This window comes from Aeromonas sp. HMWF015 (genome assembly GCF_963878965.1).
GTDB classification, from domain to species: domain Bacteria; phylum Pseudomonadota; class Gammaproteobacteria; order Enterobacterales; family Aeromonadaceae; genus Aeromonas; species Aeromonas veronii.
Genome location: NZ_CAWNZT010000263.1, coordinates 1 through 4,453 on the forward strand (window position 1 = coordinate 1; position 4,453 = coordinate 4,453).

The window sequence follows — 4,453 nt, forward strand, 5'->3', positions numbered from 1 at the left end:
CTTCATTTCAATATTGGTCGGATTAAACATTCTTCTTCTCCTTCATGTTCTTCATGTGATTGATACGTTCATCTGCCAGACGCTGCTGGTGGCTCTTGGCACTCGTTTTGAATGCTTGTGTGAGTATCTCCATCAGCTCGTTTGAGGGATCGCTGTATCGCGTTTCAGCTTCACCATTACCGGATACACTCACCGCAATCTTGTGGTGATGTTCCAGGACTTTAATTCCTGACGATTCTATGAATATGAAATCTTTCGAGGTGATTATTGGGATATTGGTACGCTGGGATAGCGTGTTGAGAAATTCAGTTGGTGTCATTATTAGCTCCTTGTATATAGGAGTATTTAGGTGACCACCTGCGGAGCTTTTAATCACCTGCCATTTTAGTTGATTACTGGGCTAAGTTTTTAGCTGAACGAATTCCTGCGTTGAGTGGGATTGCACAAATCTGTGCGGTGAATCCGAGCTGGATTTCGTTGATTGGGAACACTGAGTTTCACAGTGGTAGGGATATGAAAAAGCCGCCCGAAGGCGGCTGCGGAGCTAATCGTGGGACCCATTACCCACGATGTTATTTATGAAGGGGACGTTTTATAGGCTAAGTTATTGAATAATCATAGCCATGTGTATCTTAATTTTCTTACAAGGTTGGTTCATAAGTCTAAAGAATACACACTGCGTCAACTGTAGTTTTTCACAGTTGTCTGAAACTGATATCAAGTGATAAACGAGACTCCCAGTATAAGGAGGCTCTATGCCAAGAGTAATCGGATTAGGTGACAAGACCACAACTGGCGGTGTTGTCATAGAGTGCTATCCAGACGTTCAGCTCAACAATCAAGGCACAACAGTAATAGGCATGAAGGCAACTTGTCCGGCTTGTAAGGTCGGAATTGGTGCTATTATGCCGATGAAGGCAATCAAAGTAGTAATCAATAACATTCAAGTCGCCATCGAAGGTGATTGGGTTCAGTGTGGCTGTCCACCGAAATCGAACGTGCTGATCGGTAATCCGGCGTCGTATGTTGTCGCTGACGATCAAGGTGCTGTATCGATGAAGATGCCGTTCTTGTCACAAGAGCACGCTGAACAGACTTACCAGACGTTTAGCGAAGTCGCATCAGGTAACAAGAGCATCGCAGAGCTGTTCGCTACTGTCGCTAATGTAGACGACTGGAAGCCGGTTCCTGGCTATCGTGGATTAGTCTATCAAACGAAGCGAAAGATGGACGATTACGACGCCGACGATCTACAGCATGGCGATTTCACTGCGAAGAAAATCATGCAGCAGGGTAGGATTGCTAACTTTGCGATTACTTCTCATGAAATGTTATTGCCTGCATCTGTCCACTTTATGAATATGAGAGTCACAACAAAAATAGTTTCATGGTTGGGAAAATACAGTCATGTGATCGGTGAGCTGATTGATCGATTTGAAGAAAACACCGGAGAGAAATACGAAAGTGATTCACTTACAGAAGCAATGAAAAATCATCGGACCACAAAGCTCTTTCACCGAGAAATCCAGACTACGATAGAAAAGTTATTGACTCAACATGGTATGATGCCTGCTAATACAAGGACTAAGGTAACAAATAATGTGAACACAAGCGTTTCGCTGCCTAAGTTCGACGACGTTGACGATTACGCTAACGGGCTAGGGATTGCTGTTCATGACATATATGCGGCAAAAGTAGAGTTACAAGAACTTGAATACAAGGGGCGTCAGTACAGAGGCAAACTTGTTTACAAAATACAAGATCACTTTGGTCTTGATGTTCCTGACGTGAATGACAAATGGTTCGAATTTCTGGCCGTGTTTAGAAGTTGGTTCCTGTTGCAGCGTTATGAAGGCTATAACTTCAAGCCGTTCATAACTGAAATGAACTTTACGATTGATATAGAAGGTACTTTTTAATGGGGGCGCATTATTTTATTTTCATCTGGTATACATTATTGATTATATGTCTGTCTGGTGCTGCCATGTTCAAAGGTCACAGTGTACCCGATTCACTTAGCTTTCTTGCTGCATTCATACCGCTCGCGGGTGTTCCATTGACGATTATATTAGCCGCCATAGGATCAATATCAGCAGCAAAAGCCAAGTTATACAAACTGACATTGATTCACGTTGCGGCGGTTGTTGTTATATTCGGATTACTGAAATACATAGCTTCATGATTTGGATGTTTGAATGAAACTTATATTCACATGGTACGTTATAGTCATAGCTTACCTGACGGTGATGAATATGGATTTCATTTCAGTTCCGGATAAGTATTTCAGCTATAGTCTAATATTCGTGATGGCTGCTACACCGATAACCGTTGCTTGCTTTGCGATCACTGCCATATCGACATTGAAAGATAAGAAATGGAAGCTATTCTGTATCAATCTTGTCGTCGCGGCAGTGATTATCGCACTGCATAGAATGAGTTATTCTCCATGATCACCAAGCTGGTGACGTCCACCAGCTTTATACGAATAGTGATTTCAGATAAGCCTGACGCTGTTCTTTGCTCTGTTTAATAAAGGTGTTGCTAATAACACTTCCGTTAGATTGCCAGTGACGTTTTACTTCCCTGACTTTGTTCTCCAGAGTCATCGAATCAACGTACTTGCCAGCCTGCTTATAAGCGTACAGGCCACGAAGCGCGTCTGATTCATCAAGTCCTATGCTGAAAGCTGTCACAGCTACGATATAAGCGTTCTGGTGACGGAATCCTGGCACGGTACAGTTAATGATTTTCTGCACTTCTTTGTCATACCACGCACGGGCGCGTTCAACGTCAATTCCGTCTGAGTTAGCAAGCTGGAGCTTCATCATTTCAGCGCTTTGCCGTTCACTTTTCTTTTGATTGTCGTATTCTTTCTGGATACGTTCAGCGAGCGCCAGCGTCCGGCAATTGCCGTTGTAATAGGCTTTCTCGTCATGAGTCAGGTAAGTGCCTCTGTTAATGTTCTTACAGTTTCCGTCAAACTCACAGGTGATATCCATACGCTCTAACAGTTTCATGATTTTCTCATAGGCGAGAGTATGAAATAAGTTGTCGTCTTTCGTTGCATCAGTCTTGATAGCAAACTTCAATCCACCACTCGGTGATCTGAACATGAACAATACATACGGCCAGAGTGAACTTTCTCTGATCTGATTTGCAATCGAACGGACATAAGATTCGTCGTATTCATCGAGATCCATTACCATGATACCGTGACAGTCTTTCGGCAAATAAATCGCTGAACCCTGATTTCTGTCATGGAACCGATTGTTGAAAAACACAATCGGCAGTTCATTTTTCAGTTTGTTTCGTGCGTCCTTGTCTTCAGTGTTTCGGATTTCTTCCGTCTTCTCTTTCAGATAATCAGATCGCATCATCTTGATCAGGTTTTCGATTGAGTGTTCACTCAGTCCAATTTCATATTGACTAAGTTTCAGGCTAACGAATATTTGATTTTGATTTGTCATTTTCTTGGTCTCCTAATAAAAATGTTCAAAGTCATGAATCAGTCATGATCTTGAACATGTTCACTATCGGAACATGATTTTATTGAGTCATCATATAACAAGTCAGTAGTCTTAAAATTAGCAACATTCTGACGCAAATTGATGGTTTATATTATTAGCAACACACGTTTTTGCGTCAAAATGTTGCTAGTTTTTACCGATAGTCAGACAGATTAAACTCCCCAGTCCGCATCTGATTTAAGACGTTTTGCTAACTTAGCAGGTGAATAAGTCTTCAATATTTCTTTCACCGTCATCCCCATATGTTCACACACTTCTCCTATTTCAGTTTTTATTCCTTCGTCTTCCAGTTTCCTCATTACTTTGCATTTCTTGAACTGTTCAGCTCTATCAAGCTCAACATCCCACCATGCCTTTTCTTCGATTATCTCCCAGTGCCTGTTCTCTTTCTCAACCCAGCCCATCAGATATCTGAACAAGTTAGTCCGAGTTCTTGCGTTATCGTCTCCGTACCACTCTATGTTCTCCTTCTCGTTAACAACGGCTTTCCAGAAGTTATCGCACCATGTCTCCAACTTGTCGCCAGACATAACGACATTGCCAGCAGCTTCTCTAACTGTTTTTACCGTGTCGTTCACCAGCGTCATCAGCTCGTTTTCGAATACACCGTTATCAGTCTTGTTCTCGTTCATGCTCAAGCTCAATATGAAACACTGGCCGTTCGTGGTGAGCTTTTCATATACATCAAGCGCGTCTTGCTTGATACAGTGAACCCTATTCATCTGAGTACGGAAAGCAAAGAATTTCTGAATGTGGACATTTGCTGTCAGAGGATCAACTTTCAATGTACTGGATACTGTTTTCACAAGTTCATCGAGCTGTTCGCCATACTGCTTTTTACCCAGTTTGATATGTTCGCGTATGCACTTACACAACGCGATTTTCGAGCCGCGACGACATTTAACGCCGTTGTCGGAAGAGCTGAC

Annotated in this window: 4 protein-coding genes; 1 reads left to right on the plus strand and 3 read right to left on the minus strand. The window is 42.4% G+C overall.

The genetic code is table 11. From position 1 onward, the window contains the following. Nucleotides 1-22: 22 nt before the first annotated feature. The gene (locus tag AACS18_RS13675) at nucleotides 23-319 is read right to left on the minus strand and encodes a hypothetical protein (RefSeq protein ID WP_108611848.1); all 297 of its coding nucleotides are present in this window, start codon (nucleotides 317-319) and stop codon (nucleotides 23-25) included. Between the two features lie 436 nt (nucleotides 320-755). Here AACS18_RS13675 and AACS18_RS13680 point away from each other — a divergent pair, with 436 nt between their 5' ends. Then, the gene (locus tag AACS18_RS13680) at nucleotides 756-1,919 is read left to right on the plus strand and encodes a PAAR domain-containing protein (RefSeq protein WP_108611849.1); all 1,164 of its coding nucleotides are present in this window, start codon (nucleotides 756-758) and stop codon (nucleotides 1,917-1,919) included. 558 nt (nucleotides 1,920-2,477) lie between these two features. Here the strand turns inward: AACS18_RS13680 and AACS18_RS13685 are convergent. Further along, nucleotides 2,478-3,467 (minus strand): BT4734/BF3469 family protein, encoded by a 990-nt coding sequence (locus tag AACS18_RS13685; RefSeq protein ID WP_108611852.1) that lies wholly within the window; start codon nucleotides 3,465-3,467, stop codon nucleotides 2,478-2,480. A 212-nt stretch (nucleotides 3,468-3,679) separates the two neighbouring features. After that, on the minus strand, nucleotides 3,680-4,453 hold a 774-nt coding region (locus tag AACS18_RS13690), incomplete at its 5' end, for a hypothetical protein (protein WP_219927945.1).